Raw genomic sequence first — 25703 nt, forward strand, 5'->3', positions numbered from 1 at the left:
CTTCTAACCTTTGACCTTTGACCTTTGACCTTTGACCTTTGACCTTCAACCTTTGACCTTTGACCTTTAACCTTTGACCTTTTTATTGTATGATTGTCTAAAAATTTTGTTTGTAAAAATGGGGTTTAGTTGAGCGGTAAGAATAACTTTTATAACCTGTAGCGAAAAAAATTTTCCTGTAGACGATTGTTTGTACAGAAGAATGATCCAAGTTTTTAGCGGTCGTCAAAAAAAATACCGTTAATTGCTAATTATTTTTCAACTTCTAGGTAGTGAGTGAGGAATCGCAAATCTATGAGAACAATCCAGTTGTTAGAAACTATTTCAGGTAAATTGAGGCGTATTCTACCAATTAGCAATGCTTGGTGGACGAAGTTCGATTTGTTGAGAACTTTAGTCAGACGAGATTTGGATGCGCGGTATAAAGGTTCTGTGCTGGGCAATTTATGGTCTATACTTAATCCGTTATCGCAATTACTGATTTACACTTACGTATTTTCGGTTGTGTTAAAAATCAAACTGAGTCTTAAGGGATTACCCGCAAATGAAAATTTATCCTTTGGATTATGGTTGTTTGCAGGATTGCTTCCTTGGATTGCTTTTAGCAGTGGTTTAGTTCAATCTGCTAGTTCAGTAATCGGTCAGCCAAATTTAGTAAAAAAAGTGGTATTTCCTCTGAGCTTGTTGCCTTTAGTACCTATTTTATCAGCTTTTATTGAAAGCTCTTTTGGCTTGATAATACTGATTTTTTTCGTAGCTTTGTCTACCGGGACTTTACATACGACTTTGGCGCTATTACCTTTAGTTTGGATACCACAGTTATTACTTACCGCTGGATTGGGTTATTTAGTGGCAGGATTAACCGTATTTTTACGGGATATTCCTCAAACATTAAATGTGATTCTGAATATTTGGTTTTATGCAACGCCCATAGTTTACCCAATTACATCAATTCCGGATAGTTGGCGGGCTTGGATTTTGTGGTTGAATCCATTGGCGGCAATTGTAGAGGTTTACCGCGACTTTGTTTTAGTGGGGGAGGTGAAGCATTGGGGTGAGTTGGGAGTAGCTTCTACAATGTCTATAATTGTATTTGCGATCGGTTTTTTGGTATATAGAAGGGTACGTCCGGCTTTTGCGGATGTGTTGTAAGTGATTAATGTACTATAAACTATTAATAAATCCTAAATTGGCTGCTAGTAGAAGCTAGATAATATTCAGCTAAAAATAATTTATGCGGAGTAAATAAAGTATAAAAGTTATTCCGGATACATTATTATTACAAGAGAATCTGTTGATGTTTAGTGTGGTGTGAGAGTTATAGGATTTATCACAATATGGGTGAAGAAATTGCGATTTCACTCCAAAATGTCTCAAAGTGCTACAAGCGATATGGTCGTCCAGTAGACCGTTTGAGAGAAGTTTTATTACCTCAGAAAAGTTATGCTCAAGAATTTTGGGCTTTGAAGGATATTAGTTTAGAAGTTCCCAAAGGACAAACTGTAGGGATTGTAGGACAAAATGGTTCTGGGAAAAGTACGTTGTTACAGATTATTGCTGGAACGTTAACTCCAACTACCGGGGAGATAGCTGTTAGGGGTAGAGTTTCCGCATTGTTAGAACTTGGGAGTGGTTTTAATCCAGAGTTTACGGGACGACAAAATATATTTTTTAACGCTAGATTATTAGGCATGAATCAAGGCGAAATCGAAGATAAATTCGATGATATTGCAGCTTTTGCAGATATTGGAGATTTCCTCGATCAACCTGTTAAAACTTACTCTAGTGGAATGTATGTAAGACTTGCTTTTTCAGTGGCAATAAATGTTGATCCACAAATTATGATTGTCGATGAAGCTTTAGCTGTTGGAGATGCTAGATTTCAACAACGTTGTATGACTCGTATCAATCAGCTACGTAATAGTGGAATTTCTGTATTATTCGTTAGTCACGATGCGGAAGCTGTTAAGCGTTTATGCGATTACGCTATCGTTTTAGAAAAAGGTACAGTTGTTAATCGTGGTGTTGCTCTTGATATGGTCAGTTGGTATCTGGCTTTAATGACAGTAGACTTTGATATTGAAAAAGTACGTCAACTTGAGAAATTAGCCAGAATCGGAAGAGGCATTGAAAATAATGATATTAGTTTAATTAATAGTGATGAAATAATAGATGAAACGCATATTCCAAATCGCGATATTTCAAATATAATTAATAATGCTGATCATTTGATCAACGATGGGATAGCGCTCAACGAGAATAGGTATAAAAATAAAACAGATGATTTATCATGTGGTGATAATTTCAAATATTTTCGCCATGGTGATGGACAAGCAAGAATTACTAAGACTTGGATAGTAGATGAACAAGAAGAAGAAATAGAGCGCGTATATTTAGGTAGCAAAATTAAAGTTTATATTGAAGTTGAATTTTTAAGTAATCAAAGTGAATATTTAATTGGTGTTTTAGTCAGAGATAGATTAGGTACCGATATTATTGGAATTAATACTTATCAAGAAAATATAGAATTAGCAGAAGTAGTAACAGGTGATAAATACTTGTATTGTTTTCAATTTGAAATAAATATTAGACCGGGAGTTTATAGTATTTCACCTTCAGTTGCTTACGACCAATATAGAATGCCCTGGTTAGATTGGGTAGAAAATGCCGTAATATTTCAAGTAGTTGACCCCGAACCAAAACGTTTGGTTTTTGGTCTTTATCATCCACCCGAAAGAAATGTAATTATTAATAAACTCAGTATTTCTGAAGATAAAATATCAAAAACTAGAATGATTTAATTTGAGTACAACTAGTAGTAAAAAGATATGGAAGTAGAAAAAATTAATTCTTATAACGAATATTATTATACTCATTGCTGCGGTAAACCTTACGAACGCGATGAGAATTGGATGACTTTTTTTGGTGGTATTGCAGAGCGGATAGTTAGCGATATCTGTCCTACAACAATACTTGATGCTGGCTGTGCAATGGGATTTTTAGTAGAAGCGCTACGTCAAAAAAATGTCGAAACATGGGGAATCGATATTTCCGAGTATGCAATCAAAAAAGCACATCAAAGTATTCAACCATATTGTTGGATAGGTTCTGTCACCGAAGTATTTCCGAGAAAATACGACTTAATAGTTAGTATCGAAGTATTAGAACACCTACCCAAAGCAGAAGCAGAAAAAGCGCTCGCAAATTTATGTCAACATACAGATGATATTTTATTTTCATCGAGTCCTTTTGATTATAAAGAAGCAACGCACTTTAACGTACAACCGCCAGAATATTGGGCAGAACAATTTGCAAAACATGGGTTTATTCGAGATGTAGATTTTGATGCTTCATTTATTACACCTTGGGCTGTACGTTTTCGACGCAACCAAGAACCATTACATCGGGTAATTAGAAGTTACGAACGTCGCTTTTGGTTGTTATGGAAAGAAAATCGAGATTTGCGTGAATCGGTAGTAGAAGCTCACAACAAACTTGGAGACTTAGAAAAATCAGTAGTTGATTTAAATGCACAAAACGTAAATTTACAGTCGCAGTTAAAGGAATCTAACTACTTATTAGAACAAACCCAAATACAATTACAAAGTTATCAATTGCAATTACAAGAAGCTCAAGAGCAACAGGATAATCTTCAAGTTCAAATTGTACAAAATCAAGCAGAAATAGAACGATCGCAATTACAACTACAACAAACGCAAGATGAATTTAAGCAGTCCCAATTACAATTACAAGAAACCCACTCGGAACTAGAGCGATCGCATTTAGGTTTGCAACAGGGTTATACACAACAAGAAGAATTACAAAATCAATTAAAACAAGCCCAAAGAAAATTAGTACACTCACAATCTGATTTAATAAAGGCTCAATCTTTAATTACTGCAATGGAAAGCAGTAAATTTTGGAAATTGAGAGTAAGTTGGTTCAAAATAAAGAAGAGATTAAATCTTGTATCGAAATCAGAAATATATCCAATTGAAGGTACTTTTAATCAGCAAATTGTTCAAGATTTTTCCAATATAGATGAATCTGAGAATCCAGAAGAAAAAGCTACGGATATCTCAAAGATGTTTGCTTTTATCAGTGGTTGTCCTGGAGATGCTTATCGTTATAGATGCCATAATCAGGCTGAAATTCTTGAATATCTAGGATATTCGGTTGATATATACTTACCGAATCAATTTCTTTATGAGCAACTTTTAAAAAATTATCAAGTAATTATTGCTCATCGGGTTCCTTATACTAAAGATTTTGAACAATTTGTCAATCGAGCAACAAAGCTAAATAAAATAGTTATTTTTGATACTGATGATTTAGTGTTTGACCCATCAAAACTTAGCCAAATTGATGCTTACAATAAAATGGATTTGAAAGAGAAGCAACTCTATGAGGATGGAGTCAGACGCTATCGTAAAACATTACAATTATGTGATGCAGTAATTGTTAGTACAGATAAATTGTACAAAGAAGTAAAACAAAACTTTCCTAATAAAATAGTTACTATTTCCCGCAATAGAATTAGTAATGAGATGGAAAAAGAAGCAATCAAAGCCCGTCATCTATATGTTCCAAAAGACAATAAAATTAGGATTGCTTATTTTAGTGGTACCAAAACCCATGCTAAAGACTTTGCAGAATGTGTCTTAGCTTTAAAAACAATTTTAAAAGAATACCCTAATGTATATTTAATGGTAGTAGGACACTTAGATATTCCGGAGGAGTTGCAGGAATTTTCATCACAGATTGAAATTTTTCCTCTCGTTCCTTGGCAAGATTTACCAGAATTATATCGCAGAGTTGATATTAATATTGCTCCTCTTGAAAAAGATAATGATTTTACAGAATCAAAAAGCGAACTAAAATATTTTGAAGCTGGGCTACTTTCAGTTCCAACTCTTGCGTCTAATGTGGGGGCTTTTGGTTTTGCAATAAAAGATAAAATTAACGGAATTTTATGTAGTACTACAGATGAATGGGAGAATGCTTTACGCTCCATGGTAATTAATACCGAATTGCGGAGCAGTTTGGCACAGAAAGCTTTTGAACAAGTAAATTCACAATATTTAACAAGAACTGCAACTGCTGTAACTTTGGAAATGTGGCAAAACCTTTTGAAACAGCAGGTATTCACGAATCAAAATTTATCTATAGCTTTTATTGTACGAGCTCCAATTGCTCAAACTGGGGGAGGATATAAGCATATTTTTTATCTAGCTAATTATTTAGCAAACCAAGGTAAGAAAGTAAACATTTATATCGAACCTATTGCTCATCTGGCAGGTTTAAGTATCGAAGAAATTAGAAATTTTTGTGAAAAACATTTTGGTAAGAGTAAAGCTGTGATTAATTGCGGTCATGATAATATCCAAAAGTCCGATATCGCAATTGCCACAAATTGGCCAACTGCTTATGTTGTAAATAAGTTAGAAAATACTAATTTTAAAGCTTATTTTGTTCAGGATTACGAACCTAATTTTTATGAATCTGGAGATGCTTGTTATACCTCAGCAGAACAAACTTATGATTTACCATTAGGTATAATTTGTCTTGGTAAATATCTCTCAAACGTATTAAGTGAAAGAAATAGAATTAAATACCCCTATGTTGATTTTCCTTTAAATCCGGTATTTTTATCTCAGGTTCCAAATTTAAATCGTCATTTAGATTCAAAGAAAAACTGTTCCGTACTGTTCTTTGCTCGTCCGCATATTCCCAGACGTAATTTTGCTCTTGGAGTAGAAGTCCTTAAAGAACTTCATCTAATCCGCCCTGACGTAAAAATTAAGTTATACGGAATGGAAGAAGCTATGGAACTTCCATTTAAATATGAAAATTTAGGAATTTTAACTCAATCTGAGATTGTAGATGCAATGTATTCATCTGATATTCATATATCCTTTTCTATGACTAACATTAGTACTGTTGTTTTTGAAGCAATGGCTTGTGGTTGTGCAACTATCGAAGCAGATGTTCTACCAGTTCGTTCAATGGTTGATGATCAAAAAAATTGTCTTTTAGTTCAGCCAACATCATCCGCTTTTTTAGAAGCACTAATAAGTTTAGTAGACAATTATGAATTTAGGTATAAACTTGCCAAGAATGGATATGAATTAGTTGAAAAACTATCGCTTGAAAATATGTGTCAACAATTTGAAAACTTATTAAATAAATATTCTTTCCGAGGTGATTAACTATTAAAACTATTAACTAGTTATTATATAGGACTCCTATGTACAAATTTTAATAACAATTGATTTGCAATGTCGTATGTATCACATCCTCATAGATTAATCAAAAATAGATATAAAGTCTTAGCATACATTACTGCTTATGAAGAACCGGAAGCAGTTAAAAACTGTATCAGGGCAATCTGGAACCAAACACACAAACTCACACAAGTTTTAGTTGTAGATAATTCTTCAAAAAATATATTATTTGTCAATGAAAATGATACTGATAGTAATATAAAAATTTTGTACCATCATGACAATATAGGTATTTCTGGTGGGTTAGCCATAGCATTTGAATTTGCAATTAAGCATGATTATAATTTTCTATGGACATTTGACCAAGATAGTATACCTCAACCAAATTGTTTAGAAACTCTTTTAAATACTTACGAAGAAAGCCTCAATAAAAACTATTCTATTGGTATAATTGCTCCTGTTTCTATTGATATTAGAACAAATAAAGTTATTGAAGGTGCAATATTTGTCAAAGACCATTTTACGGGATGTAAGCATAATAACAATGATTATCCATATGAATGTGATGCTCCCATTACTTCTGGTTCTTTAATACCTATAGCAACAGCTAAAAAAAATCCCTTACCACGGATAGATTTATTTATTGATGGTATAGATATGGATTATGGATTACGACTTAAACAAAATGGATATCATAATTTTATAGTTCCTCAAGCTATACTAGAACATAAATTTGGCAATCCCGTCAAAGTCAAATTTTTCCATAAAGAGCGCTTTTTTCAACAATATTCTGCTTTACGACATTATTATATATGTCGCAATCATACTTATTTGACGACTCGTTATGCAAAAGGTTGGTATCGAGTAACTAGTTGTTTGCGACGAATTAAATATTTAATTCACACTATTATTTTGATTTTATTCCATGAATCTGAGCAGAGAAGTTTAAAAATATGGGCTTCCATAAAAGGTACGGTTGATGGTTTTCAAGGCAAATTAGGTAAAAATTGGTACTGATATTCATATTACTTATCAAATATAAAACAAACCTGATGCTTCAATCATCCACCATCACCCTTTTACATACTCCTAAAAACAATTCGGCAAATTGGCAACTCTCACAAAATAAAACTATTTACAATCAACTGGAATAAATAGAAAACTGGCACCACAGCAGCATTTAACCAGCTTCAAACAGGGTGAACGAGTACCGTGTCGGTTTTTTATAATTAGCAGCCTTCATCATGAGTGAAGACATCACAATTTGTTTAAAAAATGTCTCAAAGTGCTTCCAAAGGTATGCTCATCCGGTAGATAAATTAAAGGAAATTTTATTACCAGGTAAAAGCATAACTTCGCAGTTTTGGGCTTTACAAGAGATTAATTTAGAAATAAAAAAAGGACAAACTGTAGGAATTGTTGGACGCAATGGTTCCGGTAAAAGTACCTTATTACAAATTATTGCAGGTACTTTAACACCAACCACCGGGGAGGTAGTTGTTAGGGGTAGAGTTTCGGCATTATTAGAACTTGGCAGTGGTTTTAATCCAGAATTTACCGGAAGACAAAATGTATTTTTTAACGCGAGGTTATTAGGTTTAAATCAACAAGAAATCGAGAATAAATTCGATGAAATTGCTGCTTTTGCCGATATCGGGGATTTTATCGAACAACCCGTAAAAACCTATTCTAGCGGAATGTTTGTCCGTTTGGCTTTTGCTGTTGCGGTGAATGTCGATCCGGAAATTTTGATAGTAGATGAAGCGTTAGCTGTGGGGGATATTGTATTCCAACATCGCTGTATGCGTCGAATGCGAAATTTGATGGATAATGGTGTGACTACGTTGTTTGTTTCCCATGATTCGGGTGCTATTAAAACATTATGTAATTCCGCAGTAATGATTGATAGCGGTAAGATTTACGCTTGTGGAACTCCCAATGATGTAATTATCAAATACATGAAGTTGGTGACAGAAACTGAATTAGGATTAGTTACTCCAGAAGCTAATATTGATGATAAGACAACTCTACCTCATCAACCTAATCAAGAAAATCATCAACTGCAAAATACATCTCGTCGCGGAAATCGTAAAGCACTGATTGAAAATATTCAGTTATTTAATCAATGGGGAGAACAAGCCGATGAAAGCCCTATTTTTGGATTTAACGAACAAGTAAAATTAGTTGTAGAAGTACAAGTTTATCAACAGTTACAAGGTTGTATTATCGGCTTTTTTGTATGTGATAAAAACGGTAACGAACTGATTGGGAGTAATACAATTGAAGAAAACCAACCAATCGGAAAATTAGCACCAGGAACTAAATTACAAGTTGAATTTACATTTCAATTACCATTGCGCCCTAGTTCCTATAGTTTGACAATAGCTGGTGCAGAAAACTATACAGCAATGACTTTTGATTGGATTGATAACGCCATGGTTTTTCAAGTATTACCACCAGATACGGGGAAGCGAATTCACGCTTTAGTAGATACACCAATCAGCGTCAAAATATTGCAGCAAAATTTACCAGTAAAAGCAGGCGGGCTATGAATTGCGATCGCGAAAAAGATTATCCTTTATTAGTCAATTTATTAGAAACAGATTTAGATGAAAATAGTAGTCTAAAGAAAATGTTGCGCTTGATAGGAGAAAACAAGCGTGTGATTGATTTTGGCTGTGCTACAGGTTATTTTGCTCGTTTACTGACTAATAGAGGTTGTGAAGTTATTGGGGTAGAAGTCAATTCTAAAGCTGCAAAAATTGCTGAAAAATATTGCGAACAAGTTATTATTGCTGATTTAGATTTTGTATCTTTGAATGATATTTTATCTGAAACTATATTAGAAGAAAAAATTGATGTTGCTGTATTTGGGGATATTTTAGAACATCTCCGTAATCCGTGGAAAATATTAGAAGAAACTCGTAATTTATTAAAACCAAAAGGATATGTAATTGCTTCCATACCCAACATTGCTCATGGTGCTATTAGACTCGCTTTATTACAAGGAAAGTTTGAATATCAACCATTAGGTATTTTAGATAATACTCATTTGCGATTTTTTACTCGTACAACAGTCGAGCAGTTATTTGAAGATTCGGGATACCTGATAGATGTCATTGAAAGAACAAAATTACCGATTTATTCTAATTCCGATTTAATCCCAGGAGTTGAAAAAATATATTTTGATAAAAATGTTACTCAGGAAATAGAACAAGATGAAGATGCGGATACATTACAGTTTGTTATTAGAGGATATCCTGTTTGTTTAGAAAGTAAATATGCAGCTTTATCTAAAAAACATATTGAAGTTGTAGAGCAATTAAATCATTCGGAAACTCAATTAAATAATTTGCATATAGAGTTACAAGAATCTAAAATTAAACTTAAATCGACACAGACTGAATTTGAGAAAACACAAATTCAATTACAGCAAACCCAAGTACAACTTGCAGAAGTACAAACTCAGTTACAACATACTCAAGTTCAATTTCCACAAGTACAAACTGAACTGAACTCATATCGAATAAAATTTGAAGAAACACAAAATCAGCTTCAACAAATACAACAGCAATGGGAAGAAAGTCAAATTAAGTTACAACAAGCCCATTCCGGATGGGAACATTGTCAGCAGATTATCAAAGCAATGGAAACCAGTAAATTTTGGAAATTACGTCAAAGTTGGTTTCAAATCAAGCATTTTTTTGGTTTGAAAAGGGAATAGGGAGTAGGGAGTAGGGAATAGGGGTATCACCAATAACCCGCGCAGGCGGGTTTTGTTTGTGTAGACGCGACTTCTAGTCGCCAGGTAAAGTATTAAATTAGTTTTTTTTAAGGATGTTAAATAATGATTAATTACGAAAAGCAATATCAATTATTATCTATTCAAGAAGAACTAAATTATCGTCATGCTCAAATATTAGCTAATCACAAAGAATTAGAACAAAAATTTTTTCAGCAAGAGACATATCAACAACTTACACTTTCACAACCTTTAAAAATCAAAACATCTGATTATAATTTAGAAGAAAAAAGATTATTATTTTTATCGCGCTTACAGGCTGCTAATCTTTGTAAAAAGAAAGGTTTTAATCCCTGGCAATTAAAATCAAATTTTGCATATGATAATTGTCAAAATCCTTGTATAACTATTGTAATTACCCTTTATAATTACTCAAAATATATTTACGAATGTTTAGATAGCGTATCTCAATCAGATATTTCTAATTTACCGGAAAATATCGAAGTATTAGTAATTGATGATTGTTCCACTGATAATTCAACAATCCTAGTTGAAGAATATTTGCAAAAAGCAGAACAAACATCTAACTTACCAATATGTTTAATCAAAAAGTGGTTTAATACTGGTTTAGCCGATGCTAGAAATATTGGTTTAGAAATAGCTCGTTCTCCTTACGTCTTTATTTTAGATGCTGATAATTGGATTTATCCCCACTGTTTATCTACTCTTTACAACAAAATTAAAACTTCAAAATATGCTGCTGTCTACGGAGAAATTAGTAGATTTGATAACGATACTAGAAAAGAATTAAATAGAATCTCTTGTGATGAATGGGATGTAAAAAAATTAGTCAAACACCCATACATTGATGCAATGGCACTATTTGATAGAGAAATCTTACTCAAAATCGGAGGATATTCTACAGATTTAATTGAATATGGTTGGTTTGGATGGGATGATTATGATGTTTGGTTAAAATTAGCTCAATCGAACTATTCCTGTAAATTAATTCCCAAAGTTCTAAGTGCATATAGAGTACATCCCAATTCCATGATAAATACGACTAATCAATATGCACTAAATCTTGCCAAATACTTCTCTCATAAATTTGCTGATATTGCTCAAAAACACCAAACATCTGAAATGCTATTTGGCTTTAATCAAACCCAACTATACCTTCAACCATCTTATATTCAACAACATAATCCACAAATATTATTACAAGAACTACAAATTGCTCATACTCAACTTGCAGCAATAAAATCAAGCAAATTATGGAAAATAAAAACTTATTTAAAGTTCCTCTCTTTACAGAATAAAACCACCTATCTCCTCCCTCTTTTTCTTCTCTGCGCTCTCTGCGTCTCTGCGGTTTTTTATCTTAGTATTTTCAAACATTAAAAGGCAATAGGGAATAGCTAATTAATAATTACTAACGAGTAATAAAATCCGTGAAATCAGTGTAATCCGTCTTAATCCGTGTTGTAGAATTGGGAATTTGTAATATTTTATGTTTATAAACTCTAACTACAAAATAGCTGCCTATATTACCGCTTATCAAGATAAACAAGCACTTGAAAAAACAATCGCAGCAATCCAAAATCAATCATACTCAATATCAGAAATATTTATTGTAGATAATTCCCAAACCCCAATTATCTCAGAAAAAAACTATCAAAATATCAAAGTTGAATTTCATCCCGAAAACATCGGAGTTGATGGAGGACTAAAAATAGCTATAAAATGGGCTATAGAAAAAGCATATGATTTTATTTGGCTGTTTGACCAAGATAGCCAACCATTACCCAATAGCTTAGAAATTTTATTAACTAAATATCAAGAATTATCCGCCAAAAACCATCATATCGGCATCATTGCTCCTCAAATACTCGATATTAATACCTCACAAGAATTTCCCGGATATGTTTTTCAAGATTACAAATTTGTACCCAAACCCGAACACTCACAAATCAAGGATTATTATACTTGTGATGGTGTCATAACATCCGGTTCCCTTGTTAATTTAAATGCAGCTAAATCCGTCGAACTTCCTCAAGGAAATTTATTTCTCGATGCAGTAGACTATACCTATTGCATGAATTTTAGACATCAAGGCTACGAAGTAATTGTAGTTAAAAACACAATTATGTCCCATCGTCTTGGTAATTATTCTCAAGTTAAAGATAGACTATCTAAAATAAATAATCAAATTATAACTTTTACTTGTTTGCCATCTCGTTACTACTATGCTTGTCGAAATCATACTTATTTTGAAACTCGTCAATCAAATAAGCGGATGTTACATTTTTGTCTTATCCATAGATTCAAAATTATGATGAATATGATCATTAGAATTATCCGCTACGAACCAGATTTAGTTTTGCTCAAAATATGGGCTTGTACCTTTGGAACCTTTGATGGTTTCAGGGGTAGACTTGGTAAAGTGTGGTGAAACTTTTATCTATCTCTAGGGTTGAGAAGTGGGGTTTTTTGAGATTTGTAGATATATTACAGGTGTTTATCCTAAAAACCCGACTTCTGTTGTCATCCAATTCACGTTAATACAACCACCAAAATATTTGTTTAAATTAATGTTTATAAATTTTATGACAAAATAGCAGTAGAATGATAATTCAGGAATAGTTAATGATAAACCAATGAAAATCATTTCTGCTGAAATTCCTGATGTTCTCATAATTGAACCACAAGTATTTCACGACGATCGCGGTTTTTTCTTTGAAGCCTTTAATTTCAAAAAATTTACTGAAAAAACGAGTATTAATCTTAACTTTGTTCAAGATAACCATTCTTACTCGAAACAAAATGTACTGCGCGGTTTACACTACCAAATTCAACAACCACAGGGAAAATTAGTACGTGCAGTTGTTGGTAGTATATTTGACGTAGCTGTAGATATTAGAAAAAGTTCTCCTACTTTTGGTAAGTGGGTGGGTTATGAAATTAGCGCCCTTAATAAGCGTCAAATATGGATACCACCGGGCTTTGCTCATGGTTTCGTGGTGCTTTCGGAAGTTGCCGAAGTGATTTACAAGACTACAGATTACTATGCTCCTCAAGGAGAACGTACCATCCTGTGGAACGATCGCGATTTAGATATAAATTGGCAAATAAATACTTCACCAATTATTTCAGCAAAAGATGCAGTTGGTCAACCTTTAAAAATGGCTGAAATTTTCCCTTGATGCAGTTTCACCTGTATCGAATATCAATCAAGTATTAACCGTGAAAAGACGTTGCACTGCAACGTCTCTACATCATGGCGGCAAAATTATTAATATCAGGTAGAAACTACAGCACCAAAATCCTGTGTCCAATATCTGTTGTAGTTTACCTCTCCCGTGTCATGAGCTAGATAGTGATATCCAATGCCAATTTCTCTATAGTTGGCATTAAGAATATTTTCACGATGCCCGGGACTATTCATCCATCCTCTCACAACTTCTTCAGCACTCATGTAACCTGCGGCAATATTTTCACCGACATAAGGAGATTGATAACCTGCCGATTTAGTGCGATCGCTAACTTTAGTACCGTTAGAACCTGTGTGGCTGAAAAAGTCGCTTACAGCCATGTCTTCACTATGTGCTTGAGCTGCATTAGATAACTCCATATTCAAGGTTAGAGGTTGTAAACCATGCTGAGTACGATAAGAGTTTGTCAGTCTCACAACTTCATCGATCAGAGGATTGCTGCTATTCGTTGATCCAGACTGGGGTACAGGAGATATGGGTGTAGCGGGTATGGGTGTAGATTCATCCAAAACTATAACATCGGGTTCGGCTGCTATTGGAGTCACAGACAGACTCAAATTATAGTTGGTGTTAGTTGGTTCTATTCCCTGTAAAACTCGAATGTAATAGGCACCGTTTTCTAAGTTATTAATATTCAAAGATTCGCCGATATTACCGCTATTAGCCGCACGAGCGATGATTTCACCACTACTGTTGAGCAATTCTAAATCTGCATCCGCACTCAAACCATTGATTGACAAGTCGAATTTGTTATTGGGATTATTCAAATTCAAACGATAAAAATCTTCAATGTCAGAGTTTCCAACAGAGTCTCTAAAAATTATTTCTCCAGAGTCTAAAGCTATTGTGCGAGCAGTATCTAAGGTATTACCAGCGTAGTCGATTTCTATATATTCGCTAGCAGCAAATCCATCACGCAAACCTACGCTGACAAAGTGTTTGTAAGCATCTGTGTAGCTTAAACCAGCTTGCTTCAAGTCAGGATTATTATTCAGATAATAGTTGACATCAAATCCTGGTGCTGATGCTCTTCCTTCATCTAAACCTTTAAGTACAAAATGCTCCAAAAGCTGTTTATTATCTAGAGAACTAGCCGCTAAGTCGGTATAAGCATTTTTATAAAATTGTGCATCAAAAGCTGGAGAAAAAGAATCTCCTTCATTCCAATTCTCAATTACAAAATTATTGAATGCTTGTTTATAGCTATTTCCCACACTTTGAGCGATATCAGGATTATCAGCTAAATAATATTTAACATTGAAAAACGGTGAAAACGAACGTCCTTCGTCCATACCTTGATTTTTCAAATGGTCAAATAATTCTTCGTTACTTAAATTAGCTAAATCAGTGTTAGTTTCGCGGTAGAATTCTAGGTCAGTAAGTGCAGAAAATTTGCGCCCCTGACTAACACCATAATTTACTAGATGTTCGTAAGCTTGTCTGTCGCTCAGATCGGCTAAATCGCTGTTGCTAGCACGGTAAAAATCTAAATCGATTAACGATGAGAACTCCAGACCATTTTCTAAGCCGTAGTTTTTGAAATGTGACCATGCTTGACTATCACTCAAGCCATTCAAGTCTGAATTAGCTGAGCGATAAAAATTAGCATCAAATAAGTTGATAGGCATAGGTTTATTAGGGAACAACACAAAAAAAACATTGCAAACGTTTGCTTTCGGTCAGGGTTCCTATACCACGTGGCTAAAAACCATAAAGCTTTTGGCTTTAAGTTTTTAAGAAAAAATTAACTATTCATTCAAGTAGAGATTATAGCAAGATTAACACAGTAAATTTTGTCTTCTACTATAAGTAGTATTTCTAGGACTATATGTTCTTTTTGTCTAAAACTACCAATTTATCGGCTATCTACAGCATTTTAAAATAATTCAACGAAAATAAATACTAAACTAAATAGGTAGAAATTATAAGTATTTCTAAACACTGATTATTTTGTATTTACAAAATATCAAATGATGCTATGGTTTAGGGTTTTCATCTATTATATTTATTTGTCGCTAAAAATAAAACCTAAACTGTTTCTCTAAATAGTTATATAGTTAAAAAACTGTGTTCGAGAGGAAAAACAGGCAATAAAACTGGACTTTTATTTATTTATTGTATTAACTTAATTAATTTAATTAATTGGTTAGATGTATAGAAATGCTTAAACTTTTATTTTTTAGATTGATAAAATTTTAGACTGTAAGCAAATCTTACTCTCAAGATAAATTATTATAAATCGCATGAGTAAACAAATTTTGCTAATTGGCTGTAAAGGACAAGTTGGTACTCAATTACAAAAAACTTTTCAAACTTGCAGTAATTTAACAGCAGTAGCACGTCCCATAGTCGAACTTGCTCAACCGGAAACTCTCCGAGACTTGATTCGAGAAAAGCAACCAGAAATCATTATCAATGCTGCTGCTTACACAGCTGTAGACAAAGCCGAAAGCGAACCCGAATTAGCCAGCACAATTAATAGTTTAGCCCCGGAGGTTCTTGCTCAAGAAGCGGAAAAATTACGAGCTTGCTTAATTCATCTTTCTACTGATTATGTTTTCGATGGTAAAAGTAGTCTTCCTTACCAGGAAAATCATCCAACCAATCCTTTAAGCGTTTATGGTAAAACCAAATTAGCAGGAGAAGAAGCGATTCGCTCCAATTGCAACAACCATTTTATCCTTCGTACAGCTTGGGTTTATGGCTCCTTTGGCAAAAGTAACTTTGTCAAAACCATGCTACGTCTGGGTTCACAAAAACCAGAGTTAAGGGTAGTCAACGACCAAATTGGTAGCCCTACCTGGGCAAAAAACATCGCCCAAACCATAGCCGCACTCGTTAAAAATCCACAAAAAACCGGCACTTATCATTATACAAACAGCGGTGTCGCTAGTTGGTATGATTTTGCGATCGCCATTTTTGAAGAAGCCAGACAGCTAGGTTTTCCTTTAAAGGTTGAGCGTGTCATCCCAATTACGACGAAGGAATATCCCACCCCTGCAACTCGCCCTAACTATTCAGTTCTCAACTGTGCCAAAATATCCACTGTCATGGAATCTTATCCACCTCATTGGCGACAAAGCCTTAGAGAAATGCTTCAAGAGGTTAAAGGTTAAAGGTTCAAATTAGCCCCATTACCAATTACCAATTACCAATTACCCATTACCCATTACTCATTACCAATTCCCAAATTTTATGAAAGCATTAATTCTGTCTGGCGGTAAAGGTACTCGACTGCGCCCTCTGACATACACCGGCGCAAAACAACTAGTACCTGTTGCAAATAAACCTATTTTATGGTATGGCATCGAAGAAATGGTAACAGCCGGTATTACTGATATCGGTATCATTATCTCACCGGAGACTGGAGAAGAAGTCCAAGCAAAAACCGGAAATGGGGATAAATTTGGAGCTAATATCACCTACATTTTACAAGAGGAACCAGCAGGACTTGCCCATGCTGTAAAAGTAGCTCTTCCTTTTTTAAAAGATTCACCTTTTGTGATGTATTTAGGTGACAATTTAATTCAACAAGGTGACTTGAGTTATTTTCTCAAAAAATTTCAACAGCAACATCAGGATGCATTGATATTATTGCGTACTGTTGATAATCCTAGCGCTTTTGGAGTCGCGAAAGTTGATCAAAATGGCACCGTTTTAGAGTTAATCGAAAAACCAAAAGTTCCTCCTTCCAATTTAGCTTTGGTAGGAGTTTATTTCTTTTCTGAAATTATTCACCAAGCCATTGCTTCCATTCAACCTTCGGCAAGAGGTGAACTAGAAATTACTGATGCTATTCAATGTTTAATTACTCAAAAAAAGCAAGTATTAGCTTGTCAACTGGAAGGTTGGTGGTTAGATACTGGAAAAAAAGATGATTTACTCGAAGCTAATCGTTTAATTCTTGATACCAGTTTACAAACTTCAATTTTTGGAGAAATAGATGCTCAAAGTCAAGTAATTGGCAGAGTACAAATTGGTTATGGTTCTAAATTAATTAATTGTACTATTCGCGGTCCAGTAATTATTGGTGATAATTGTCATTTAGAAAATTGTTTTATTGGTCCATATACTAGTATTGCTGATAAATCAGTTTTAATAGATACCGAAATAGAACACAGTGTAGTTTTGGGAGGTGCTAAGATATCCGGAATTCACCAACGAATTATAGATAGTTTAATTGGACAAAGAGCGCAAGTCACACTCGCACCTCGTCGTCCAAAAGCTTTACGATTTATGATTGGTGATGATTGTCAAATTGAGCTATCGTGATTTATTTTTTAACCGTTAACTACTATTCAACCGAATTGATTGCAAAATTAATTCGTTCTCTACCTGTTGATGAAAATATTGAGCATAAAACTCTAATCATCAACAATTCACCTGATGATAATTCTATTAGACAACTCAAGAATGAATCTGTAGAGATTCTTGATTGTGGATATAATATGGGTTTTGGTTGCGCTTGTAACTATGGAATGAAGTGGATTTATAACCAAGATTCTCAAGCTATTGTTTGGATAATTAATCCAGATGCTTATTTTGAAGGGATATCTTTAGAAAAAGTTAACCATTTTTTCCAGTCATATCCAAAAATTTCTATTCTTGGTACGATTATTCATACTCCCAAAGATGAAATTTGGTTTGCTGGGGGAAGTTTCGCTGCCAAAACGGGAACAATTAAGACTCAAGATTTATTAACAAATACACAAGCACCTTATACTATTTGTGATTGGGTTTCCGGTTGCAGTCTAATAGTTAATTTACGTAATTTTTACGATTGTCCCCAATTTGACGATGCTTACTTTCTTTATTACGAAGATTTTGATTTTTGCAGACGCTATGCTAATCAAGGATATTTAATTGCAGTTACTAAAGAGTTTGGCGTAATACATCAGCCTTCATCAATTACAAACAAATATATTTTCCAAAAAATTAAACATAGCACTTACAGTTATCTATTAACCTTAAAAAGATATACTAATGATTTTATTTTGATAACTAGATTAATTCGTCTCGTTATCTATGCCTTTATTTTAATTTTTATTAGACCAAAAGTCGCATTTGGTAAATTATCCGGTTTGTTAATGTATATTAAACAAGTCACTCAAAAAATTAAGATAAAACCATCATATCAATAACTGTTACATTCTATATGTTATGTACTAAGTTAACTGTAATATAGATGAACGAATTATTGGTCAATTTGTCAGTTGTGTTTTCCAAACCTACAGGTATAAGCAACTACGCTACCAATCTTTTCCCTTATTTACAACATCTTCAACCCACATTACTAACAAGTCGGGATTATCCAAACTTCAACTGTTATCAAATACCAGATAATCTTACACCTGCTCAAGGTACGAAAGGGCATTTTGATAGACTTTTATGGACGCAGTTTAAATTACCAATAATCTATCGTAAGTTAAAGTCGAGGCTTTTATTTTCTCCACAACCGGAAGCACCGCTTAATAGCAACTGTCGCTACATTGTTACCGTTCATGATGTAATTCCTTTACGATTCCCCAAACCTCTTTCACCCTTAACATATTATCATCGTTACTATATTCCCCAAGTGTTGTCACAAGCGCAACATATTATCTGTAACTCGAACACTACAGCCAAAGATATTTGTGATTTTTACAATATTCCAGCTAATAAAATTACACCTATTCCATTAGCCCATGATGCAAATAATTTTCGTTTACTTGAGGAAGTGAGAAACAATCATCAAAATCACCCCTATTTTTTATATATTGGTAGACACGATGGTCATAAAAATTTACACAGACTGATAGCAGCTTTTGCTAAATTTAGACAACAATCAAGCAATTATCAACACTACCAATTGTGGTTTGCAGGTTCTTCTAACAAACGCGATACTCCCAAGATACATTCTCAAATTGAAGAACTAGGTATTAAACACCGAGTACAATTCCTTGACTACGTTGCTTATAAAGAACTTGCAAAAATTATTAATCAAGCCATTGCTTTGGTTTTTCCTAGTCTTTGGGAAGGTTTTGGTTTTCCAGTTTTAGAAGCAATGGCTTGTGGTACTCCTGTAATTACCTCCAATCTTTCCTGCTTACCCGAAGTTGCTGGTAATGCTGCTATTCTCATCAATCCCTATAATGTTGATGAAATTACTGAGGCAATACAACAAATTGCTACAGACGAACAATTGCGATCGCAACTTTCGATTGAAGGACTTAAGCAAGCCAATAACTTCAGTTGGCAGAAAACAGCACAAGCGACTACCGAAGTATTAAAACAATATCTTTGATTAGTTGACAGTTGATGGTTGATGGTTGTTGGTTGTTGGTTGTTGGTTGTTGGTTGTTGGTTGATGATTGTTGGTTGATAGTTGTTGGTTGTTGGTTGTTGGTTGTTTATTTACTATCCACCATCCACTATCCACCATCCACTAACTCCTAACTCCTAACTCCTAACTCCTAACCCCTAACTCCTAACCCCTAACTCCTAACTCCTAACTCCCAACTCCTAACTCCCAACTCCTAACTATATCTATCGTGTTCCCACCGCACCAGAGTAAACGATACCTCGCTGCATATCCATAGTTAAAATAGCTCCATCTCGAATGGTTTGCATTGCATTTTTTACACCAACAATTACGGGGACTCCCAGCCTTAAGCCAATGACGGCAGCGTGAGAAGTAAGGCTTTCATCCTCAGTAATAATACCGCTTGATTTCCGAATGACTTCGACAAAATCGGCATTAGTAGATGGAGCGACTAAAATCTCTCCTGGATTAAAATTATTTAAATCCATAGCACTATGAGCGACTCGTGCGCGTCCGCTGACTGAGCCTTGTCCTAATCCGATTCCTTGACCGAGTACAGCAGTTACTACTTCAACTTTAATCAAATCGGTGGAGCCGGAAATCCCTTGAAGAGTACCTGCACTCATTACCACTAAATCACCTTCATGTAGTAAATTTTTCTCTTGAGCAACATTGATAGCCGCTTGGAAGGTTTGACCAGTAGAAGGTAGTTCTAAGACTAATAACGGTTTGACTCCCCATACTAATTGCAGTTGTCTGGCTACATTTACGTGAGGTGTGACTGCCAAAATTGGTGTACGAGGGCGGAACTTAGAAACATTACGAGCAGTAGCCCCGGTTTGAGTCAGAGTCATAATTGCAGCGGCTCCGAGTTGTTCGGAAATTTGACCAGCTGCTTGGGAAATCGCATTGGGAATCGAACGTCTGGGGTCTCCTATTTGATGTGCATTTTTATTTTGCATATCTTCTTTTTCGATGCGTTCGGCAATGCGTGCCATTGTTGCTACTGCTTCTACCGGATAATTACCCACGGCAGTTTCATTAGAAAGCATTACTGCATCCGTACCATCGAGAATTGCGTTGGCTACGTCTGAGACTTCTGCACGAGTCGGACGAGGATTGCTCACCATGCTGTCCAACATTTGGGTAGCGGTAATAATAGGAATACCCAAGCGATTTGCAGTAGCAATTAAACGCTTTTGCAACACAGGAACATCTTCGGCTGGAAGTTCTACCCCTAAATCTCCTCTTGCGACCATTACACCATCACACAAAGCCAGAATCGCTTCCATTTGTTCGATGGCTTCATGCTTCTCGATTTTGGCAATTACTGGTACTTGTTTTCCTGCACTATAAATTAACTCTTTAATTTCAATGACATCTTGGGGGTTACGAACAAAGGAAAGTGCAACCCAATCCACACCTTGATCTAAACCGAATACTAAATCTTCCCGGTCTTTATCGGTTAATGCTTTGATAGATAAATAAACGCCGGGAAAATTAACGCCTTTATTATTAGAAAGTTTACCTTCAACCGTCACACGACAATGCAGATCGCCTTTTTCTTTATTTATCTCCACAACCTGCATTTCCACTCGTCCATCATCGAGCAGAATATTCGCACCAACAGGAACTTCTTCTGCTAAATGCTCGTAGGTTATACAGCTGATTTCTTGATTACCAATAACCTGACGATTAGTTAAAGTAAAGCGATCGCCTTTAGCAACCACTATCGATCCATTTTCAAATTTACCCAAACGAATCTTCGGCCCTTGCAAATCTTGCAAAATCGCCACTGGTTGGTTCAATTCAAATGCTGTTTGCCGAATCAACCGAATATTACGTTGATGGTCAGCATGAGTTCCATGAGAGAAATTAAGCCGCAGTGTTGTTGCACCTGCTTCGATCAGAGCCTTTAAAACTTCAGGGCTGCTGGTAGCAGGTCCAATGGTAGCGACAATTTTTGTCCGACGTACTGAATCTCTTAATTGCATAGGGGGATGCTGTATAGCGCTTCTAGTTTAGGGAATAATCGTAGATTAAACTTAAACTTTTGTCTGTGGCTAGAAACGCATTCAGGACAAATTAAATTCGCAAGCTTTAACAGTGAACAGTTAACAGTGAACAGTTATCAATTTACATGAAAGGGTCTAAGTCCTCCACCAATTGGTGGAAGGCGTTGTTTGCGGTTCTAAATCCCCGAACATACGCCTTCCGGACTGATAACTGATTTAATTATTCTCTCATAATCCGATTCTAATTTTGTTTTTTATTTAGAACTTATGTCCTGCTTGATGAAAAAATACCGTTTGAGACGTTTAAGCCCCTCAGTTTTATGATTGATAACTAATCGCTGGTAACGAATAACTGTTGACTGATAACCGATAAATGTAAAAATGTAGATAAATCTTGGTACATAAAACTTTATTATTCGTCAGTCTGTGCCGTATACTCGCAAATATTTGGTAAATGGTAAATAAGGAGTCAACAATGCTGATGTCGGAGGCACAATCGCCACTGACAATCCCCCCCAAGGAACTTTTGTCCCCCCCCGGTGGCTTCAATCCCACTGTGCTAATGTTTTTAGCATCTATTGGAATTGTTGTGCTGTCTGTACTAGGTTATTGGGTTTGGCAATGGCAACAGTGGATATGTTTTTGCATGAATGTCCTAGCCTTACATATTTCTGGTACGGTAATTCATGATGCTTGTCACCAAGCTGCTCATCGCAATCGGATCATTAACGCCCTAATGGGACATATTAGCGCCTTGATGCTTGTTTTCGCATTTCCAGTATTTACGCGAGTGCATTTACAACATCATGCAAATGTTAATGACCCAAAAAATGATCCAGACCATTATGTTTCTACTGGTGGTCCCCTATGGTTAATTGCGGTTCGTTTTTTCTATCACGAGATATTTTTCTTTAAACGGCGTTTGTGGAAAAATAACGAACTCCTAGAATGGTTCATCAGTAGGCTGATTGTAGTAATTATTGTTGCTATCTCAGTGCAGTTTAATTTCTTGGGCTACATTCTCAATTTCTGGTTTGTGCCGTCAGGTATCGTTGGATTAGCACTTGGTTTATTCTTCGACTATCTGCCTCATCGTCCCTTCGTAGAACGCAGTCGTTGGAAAAATGCTCGGGTTTATCCAAATCCGATTTTGAACATTTTGATTTTAGGGCAAAACTATCATTTAATTCATCATTTATGGCCTTCTATAGCTTGGTATAATTATCAACATACATACCATCTCATGAAGCCCCGTTTGGATGAAAAAGAATGCTATCAATCTCTAGGTTTACTCACAAAGAAAGACTTTTTGGAATTTATGTATGATCTAGTTTTAGGAATTCGTTTTCATTCCAAACGGGAATAAGGTTGGAGGTTGGAGGTTGGAGGTTGGAGGTTAGAGGTTAAAAGTATCCTAACTCCTAACTCTGGTACAGACGTAGCATTGCTACGTCTCTACAATTCCTATCTCCGGTGGTACTAACTTTAGATTTCGCTAGATATACTTTGAGCCTGTATAATTTCAGTATGAGCAGTAAATTGCAACCTGTTTAAAGATTCTGTGAAAAACACAAAACCTTTGTAGGCAGTTGCATATTTATAAATTTTGGTAAAAAACCCTTCTGCCGATTCGACTACTAGGGATTCTTTACTTTTAGAGATAATTGTCATAAAGTCTTCCGGCTTTACCCGAACTCCCGTTCCTCGGTCGGTAAAGATTCTTCCGCTAATAGATGTAGATTGAACAGCGTCGCAACCGTCAAACTTCATAATTTTTAAGTATTTTTACATAGAATATGCGTATATTCTACACCTTTGATTCTATCGTTGACTGTGATGCTTGTAACGGCTGAGGTAAATTCCAGTCGGGACGAAGTGTAGACGCATGACGTAAATAGATGTGACTTATGGTAGCGCTAGATTTAATATAAGCATGAACTAAAATCCGAATGCACTTTTCTAAGCTCCCTGGGACATACATTTGCTGTACATCAATCATGGAAACATTATCCCAATGGGGACGATGACGGGCGATCGCCGCTGGAAAGATAGCATCTAAATCGGAGGTTGCTGAAAAGGTAACGCTAATCATGTCCGTTGGATGCAGTTGATTGCGTTTTTCGAGTTCATCTAGTAGTTCCATTACAGCTTCTCGCATTGCTTCAACGGTATTTTCCGAAACAGTTGTTGCTCCACGAATTGCCTGCATTCGCCATTCCACGTAAAATTCCTCCCAATTTAAGATATTAAACATCAGTCATTAGTCATTATTCATCACTGTTGGATAAAGGACAAATGACTAATGGCTATGTTTTATCTTCCTTTTACTTCATCGCTCAATTTATGGAAAAAAATTGTCAAGGTCGATACAACCACAGGGGTAAACCACTGGTAGACAATTCAAATTCTACCCAATCAATTTTGGATATTAGTCCATTTTTAACTTTGTTACCAGGTAAAAATTTACTGTACCAAGGTTTAGGTTCTTCTAGAGTGTAAACTTCTGTTTTTTCGGGGTCAAGGTTTACCAATTCTGCTGCCCAGCGACGAGCATCTTCTTCGGTTCCCAATCTGTCTACAACCCCTAATTCTAAAGCTTGTTCTCCGGTGAAAATTCGACCGTCGGCAAAGGTTTTGACTGTTTCTGGGGCTAAATTACGTCCTTCCGCTACTGTTTGCACAAACTGTTGATAACTTGTATCAATTAATTCTTGCAAAATAGTTTCTTCACTATCAGTAAGTTCCCGATCAAAAGATAAAATATCTTTATAGGGGCCGGATTTGATTGTCTTAAAAGAAACACCAATTTTATCCAACAAACGTTGTAAATTATTGCCGCGCAAAATTACACCGATACTACCCGTAATCGTTCCCGGATTAGCCACAATATGGGAAGCACCCATGCCGATGTAAACACCTCCGGAAGCAGAAATATTACCAAAACTAGCAACAATTTTGATTTTTTCACGCAAACGTTTGAGAGCGCTGTAGATTTCTTGAGAATCTCCCACTGTACCACCAGGACTATCAATCCGTAACAGTAGGGCCGGAAATTTCTTCTCTTCTACTGTTTTCAGGGCTTCCAAGACTCGTTGACGAGTACTACCTGCAATTGCACCAGTAACTTCAATTTTGGCGATTTGTTTGCGAAACTTTGACTTAAAGGGCCAAACCATGAGCAGTAAAAACAACCTTGTGATTTTATAGATTTGATTTAAAACATTAACTTTTATTTATAAATGCGTAAAGCATCTGCCGTTAAATTTGTTGTCACAAATCAAGCAGACGCGAATCCCTTAGCTAATTTTAATCAATTTTTCTATTTTTAAATGTATTTTGATTTTTTTTGAAAATTTTTTGTTGAACGATAAAGCGTTTATTACTAAGTATCTAATTTATCTACTGTTAATATTCTACAATTAAAGAAAATTGCAGTTTTGCTTATTAGTGCGATTTGTTTACAGAACTAATCGACACGCAACTATTTTCAGATTCAAAAATCAGAATTTTTCTGTATTGAGAATACTGAAACATCAGTTTTTTTTGCAAACAAAATAGGGAACGCACTACTTAAGAGTTTAAACGTAGAATTTGACACCGATAATATACATAAATATCGAAAAGCGCTCCCACGAAGCTACAGGTTAGACAAATCACAAGTAACCCTTGGATTGGGGTACCGCTACCGAAAGCGGCAAGAAAATTCGATATCTGATCGACGATAATTTCACTCACCGTTTCTAAGCCGGGAAGCAAGCTTACAACGGATAAACTCAACAATGTTCCACCAACAAATATTATTGGAGCCACGAAACTAAAAATAATCGATAGCAATAGAGAGCGGAGAAAGTTTATAAACATAGTCATAGAAAAAATAATTTTCCAACCTAGGTCAACAGCACTCGATAGTCGTCACCTTCTACAATAATCGCGATCGCCATATCTCAGACCGTATTTAAAGAATCTTAAGTCTTAATTAAAATATTTTCATAGATTTTCTATTTTCTATTTTTCGATTTCAAAGACACTAATCTCATAAAAACTCCGATATATCAACGCTTACGCTGATACTACATTATTAGTACATACAATAGATGCAGTTAATAACAGCTTTGATTTCTGAGAACAGGTTTTAACTTAAGTTAATAT

Annotated in this window: 21 protein-coding genes; 14 read left to right on the top strand and 7 right to left on the bottom strand. The window is 35.2% G+C overall.

Translation table 11 applies throughout. The features are described 5' to 3' along the window. The first annotated feature begins 294 nt into the window (after window positions 1-294). From IQ247_RS23245 to rfbC, 9 genes are all read left to right on the top strand, one after another. Window positions 295-1152 carry an ABC transporter permease gene (locus tag IQ247_RS23245; RefSeq protein WP_193923630.1) on the top strand — a complete coding sequence of 286 codons (858 nt, stop codon included), beginning with the start codon at window positions 295-297 and terminating at the stop codon, window positions 1150-1152. Window positions 1153-1337: 185 nt separating this feature from the next. Further along, entirely contained in the window at window positions 1338-2801 is a 1464-nt protein-coding gene (locus tag IQ247_RS23250) for an ABC transporter ATP-binding protein (protein ID WP_193923631.1), read from the top strand. A gap of 27 nt (window positions 2802-2828) precedes the next feature. Next, on the top strand, window positions 2829-6209 hold the full coding sequence (locus IQ247_RS23255) for a rhamnosyltransferase WsaF family glycosyltransferase (protein ID WP_193923632.1): 3381 nt from the start codon (window positions 2829-2831) through the stop codon (window positions 6207-6209). 69 nt (window positions 6210-6278) lie between these two features. Next, entirely contained in the window at window positions 6279-7241 is a 963-nt protein-coding gene (locus IQ247_RS23260; RefSeq protein ID WP_193923633.1) for a glycosyltransferase family 2 protein, read from the top strand. A 227-nt stretch (window positions 7242-7468) separates the two neighbouring features. Further along, a complete protein-coding gene (locus IQ247_RS23265) occupies window positions 7469-8776 on the top strand; it encodes an ABC transporter ATP-binding protein (protein ID WP_193923634.1) in 1308 nt (435 codons plus the stop codon). Further along, window positions 8773-9948 carry a class I SAM-dependent methyltransferase gene (locus IQ247_RS23270; RefSeq protein WP_193923635.1) on the top strand — a complete coding sequence of 392 codons (1176 nt, stop codon included), beginning with the start codon at window positions 8773-8775 and terminating at the stop codon, window positions 9946-9948. The genes IQ247_RS23265 and IQ247_RS23270 overlap by 4 nt, the downstream gene beginning before the upstream one ends. Window positions 9949-10071: 123 nt before the next feature. Continuing rightward, window positions 10072-11367: a glycosyltransferase family 2 protein gene (locus IQ247_RS23275; RefSeq protein WP_193923636.1), complete on the top strand. Its 1296-nt coding sequence runs from the start codon at window positions 10072-10074 to the stop codon at window positions 11365-11367. A 109-nt stretch (window positions 11368-11476) separates the two neighbouring features. Next, on the top strand, window positions 11477-12418 hold the full coding sequence (locus IQ247_RS23280; RefSeq protein ID WP_193923637.1) for a glycosyltransferase family 2 protein: 942 nt from the start codon (window positions 11477-11479) through the stop codon (window positions 12416-12418). Between the two features lie 205 nt (window positions 12419-12623). Further along, window positions 12624-13169: a dTDP-4-dehydrorhamnose 3,5-epimerase gene (gene rfbC, locus IQ247_RS23285; RefSeq protein ID WP_193923638.1), complete on the top strand. Its 546-nt coding sequence runs from the start codon at window positions 12624-12626 to the stop codon at window positions 13167-13169. A 95-nt stretch (window positions 13170-13264) separates the two neighbouring features. On the opposite strand, the gene IQ247_RS23290 is transcribed toward rfbC, so the two are convergent. Continuing rightward, window positions 13265-14866, bottom strand: coding sequence for a CAP domain-containing protein (locus IQ247_RS23290; RefSeq protein ID WP_193923639.1), 1602 nt, complete (start codon window positions 14864-14866; stop codon window positions 13265-13267). 615 nt (window positions 14867-15481) lie between these two features. On the opposite strand from IQ247_RS23290, the gene rfbD reads away from it, so the two are divergent. The 4 genes from rfbD to IQ247_RS23310 all read left to right on the top strand — a co-directional run bounded on the left by rfbD (window position 15482) and on the right by IQ247_RS23310 (window position 19521). After that, a complete protein-coding gene (gene rfbD / locus IQ247_RS23295; protein ID WP_193923641.1) occupies window positions 15482-16354 on the top strand; it encodes a dTDP-4-dehydrorhamnose reductase in 873 nt (290 codons plus the stop codon). Between the two features lie 79 nt (window positions 16355-16433). After that, window positions 16434-17510: a glucose-1-phosphate thymidylyltransferase gene (locus IQ247_RS23300; RefSeq protein ID WP_193923642.1), complete on the top strand. Its 1077-nt coding sequence runs from the start codon at window positions 16434-16436 to the stop codon at window positions 17508-17510. Then, a complete protein-coding gene (locus IQ247_RS23305; protein ID WP_193923644.1) occupies window positions 17507-18379 on the top strand; it encodes a glycosyltransferase family protein in 873 nt (290 codons plus the stop codon). The genes IQ247_RS23300 and IQ247_RS23305 overlap by 4 nt, the downstream gene beginning before the upstream one ends. Window positions 18380-18423: 44 nt before the next feature. Beyond that, window positions 18424-19521: a glycosyltransferase family 4 protein gene (locus tag IQ247_RS23310; RefSeq protein ID WP_193923646.1), complete on the top strand. Its 1098-nt coding sequence runs from the start codon at window positions 18424-18426 to the stop codon at window positions 19519-19521. On the opposite strand, the gene IQ247_RS23315 is transcribed toward IQ247_RS23310, so the two are convergent. Both IQ247_RS23315 and pyk read right to left on the bottom strand, forming a co-directional pair. Next, window positions 19522-19659, bottom strand: a complete 138-nt coding sequence (locus IQ247_RS23315; RefSeq protein WP_193923647.1) for a hypothetical protein — start codon at window positions 19657-19659, stop codon at window positions 19522-19524. 104 nt (window positions 19660-19763) lie between these two features. Next, window positions 19764-21533 carry a pyruvate kinase gene (pyk, locus tag IQ247_RS23320; RefSeq protein ID WP_193923648.1) on the bottom strand — a complete coding sequence of 590 codons (1770 nt, stop codon included), beginning with the start codon at window positions 21531-21533 and terminating at the stop codon, window positions 19764-19766. Window positions 21534-22035: 502 nt separating this feature from the next. Here pyk and crtR point away from each other — a divergent pair. Beyond that, window positions 22036-22920: a beta-carotene hydroxylase gene (crtR, locus tag IQ247_RS23325; protein WP_228059981.1), complete on the top strand. Its 885-nt coding sequence runs from the start codon at window positions 22036-22038 to the stop codon at window positions 22918-22920. Window positions 22921-23039: 119 nt separating this feature from the next. Here crtR and IQ247_RS23330 read toward each other — a convergent pair whose 3' ends face one another. From IQ247_RS23330 to IQ247_RS23345, 4 genes are all read right to left on the bottom strand, one after another. Continuing rightward, the gene (locus IQ247_RS23330) at window positions 23040-23324 is read right to left on the bottom strand and encodes a hypothetical protein (protein ID WP_193923652.1); all 285 of its coding nucleotides are present in this window, start codon (window positions 23322-23324) and stop codon (window positions 23040-23042) included. 37 nt (window positions 23325-23361) lie between these two features. Beyond that, window positions 23362-23775, bottom strand: coding sequence for a chorismate mutase (gene aroH, locus IQ247_RS23335; protein WP_322745560.1), 414 nt, complete (start codon window positions 23773-23775; stop codon window positions 23362-23364). Between the two features lie 136 nt (window positions 23776-23911). Then, window positions 23912-24730, bottom strand: coding sequence for a signal peptide peptidase SppA (gene sppA / locus IQ247_RS23340; protein WP_193923654.1), 819 nt, complete (start codon window positions 24728-24730; stop codon window positions 23912-23914). Window positions 24731-25124: 394 nt separating this feature from the next. Then, the gene (locus IQ247_RS23345) at window positions 25125-25364 is read right to left on the bottom strand and encodes a hypothetical protein (protein WP_322745559.1); all 240 of its coding nucleotides are present in this window, start codon (window positions 25362-25364) and stop codon (window positions 25125-25127) included. Window positions 25365-25703 lie beyond the last annotated feature (339 nt).

Origin of the sequence: Plectonema cf. radiosum LEGE 06105, from assembly GCF_015207665.1 — a bacterium.
Lineage (GTDB): Bacteria > Cyanobacteriota > Cyanobacteriia > Cyanobacteriales > Nostocaceae > Rivularia > Rivularia radiosa_A.

Coding starts and splice junctions, on each gene's coding strand:
- pyk (WP_193923648.1), bottom strand. CDS start 21,533: ATGCAATTAAGAGATTCAGTACGTCGGACAAAAATTGTCGCTACCATT.
- IQ247_RS23260 (WP_193923633.1), top strand. CDS start 6,279: ATGTCGTATGTATCACATCCTCATAGATTAATCAAAAATAGATATAAA.
- IQ247_RS23310 (WP_193923646.1), top strand. CDS start 18,424: ATGAACGAATTATTGGTCAATTTGTCAGTTGTGTTTTCCAAACCTACA.
- IQ247_RS23330 (WP_193923652.1), bottom strand. CDS start 23,324: ATGAAGTTTGACGGTTGCGACGCTGTTCAATCTACATCTATTAGCGGA.
- IQ247_RS23265 (WP_193923634.1), top strand. CDS start 7,469: ATGAGTGAAGACATCACAATTTGTTTAAAAAATGTCTCAAAGTGCTTC.
- rfbD (WP_193923641.1), top strand. CDS start 15,482: ATGAGTAAACAAATTTTGCTAATTGGCTGTAAAGGACAAGTTGGTACT.
- IQ247_RS23255 (WP_193923632.1), top strand. CDS start 2,829: ATGGAAGTAGAAAAAATTAATTCTTATAACGAATATTATTATACTCAT.
- IQ247_RS23280 (WP_193923637.1), top strand. CDS start 11,477: ATGTTTATAAACTCTAACTACAAAATAGCTGCCTATATTACCGCTTAT.
- IQ247_RS23270 (WP_193923635.1), top strand. CDS start 8,773: ATGAATTGCGATCGCGAAAAAGATTATCCTTTATTAGTCAATTTATTA.
- IQ247_RS23250 (WP_193923631.1), top strand. CDS start 1,338: ATGGGTGAAGAAATTGCGATTTCACTCCAAAATGTCTCAAAGTGCTAC.
- IQ247_RS23300 (WP_193923642.1), top strand. CDS start 16,434: ATGAAAGCATTAATTCTGTCTGGCGGTAAAGGTACTCGACTGCGCCCT.
- rfbC (WP_193923638.1), top strand. CDS start 12,624: ATGAAAATCATTTCTGCTGAAATTCCTGATGTTCTCATAATTGAACCA.
- crtR (WP_228059981.1), top strand. CDS start 22,036: ATGTCGGAGGCACAATCGCCACTGACAATCCCCCCCAAGGAACTTTTG.
- IQ247_RS23315 (WP_193923647.1), bottom strand. CDS start 19,659: ATGGTGGATAGTGGATGGTGGATAGTAAATAAACAACCAACAACCAAC.
- IQ247_RS23245 (WP_193923630.1), top strand. CDS start 295: ATGAGAACAATCCAGTTGTTAGAAACTATTTCAGGTAAATTGAGGCGT.
- sppA (WP_193923654.1), bottom strand. CDS start 24,730: ATGGTTTGGCCCTTTAAGTCAAAGTTTCGCAAACAAATCGCCAAAATT.
- IQ247_RS23290 (WP_193923639.1), bottom strand. CDS start 14,866: ATGCCTATCAACTTATTTGATGCTAATTTTTATCGCTCAGCTAATTCA.
- IQ247_RS23275 (WP_193923636.1), top strand. CDS start 10,072: ATGATTAATTACGAAAAGCAATATCAATTATTATCTATTCAAGAAGAA.